Source organism: Corynebacterium sp. UMB8791, from assembly GCF_054166365.1.
This window is the reverse complement of sequence record NZ_JBSZCG010000001.1, coordinates 1-413: the sequence shown is the minus strand read 5'-3', so window position 1 is coordinate 413 and position 413 is coordinate 1. Positions and strand designations below refer to the sequence as shown.

Sequence of the window (413 nt, the reverse complement as noted above, 5' to 3'; positions counted from 1 at the left end):
GTGCTGACCGCGCGGGCATCTGGATGTACCACTGCGCAACCATGCCCATGTCCATGCACATCGCTGCCGGTATGCACGGTGCCGTCATCATCGACCCACCGAATCTCACTGATGTTGACCACGAGGTTCTTCTGGTGCAGTCGGAAAGCTACTGGGGCGAGGACGGCCCCGACGCCGACAAGACCATGGCCGAGGACCCCGATATCTACAAGTTCAACGGCTACCCCGACCAGTATCTCACCCACCCAATTCGTATTCGCGCAGGTGAGACGGTACGTTTCTGGGTACTTGCCGCCGGCCCCAACAAGGGCACGAGCTTCCATATCGTCGGCACGCAGTTCCATCGCGTGTACAAGGAGGGCGCGCTTTTGCTTGACGACGGCGTGGGCGGTGCCCTGTCTCTTATACACATC

At 60.0% G+C, this 413-nt stretch carries 1 pseudogene; it reads left to right on the top strand.

Features of this window, described 5'->3' with window-relative positions:
* Positions 1 to 41: 41 nt before the first annotated feature.
* A pseudogene (locus ACXIUA_RS00005) lies at positions 42 to 413 on the top strand (multicopper oxidase domain-containing protein); the annotation flags it as partial.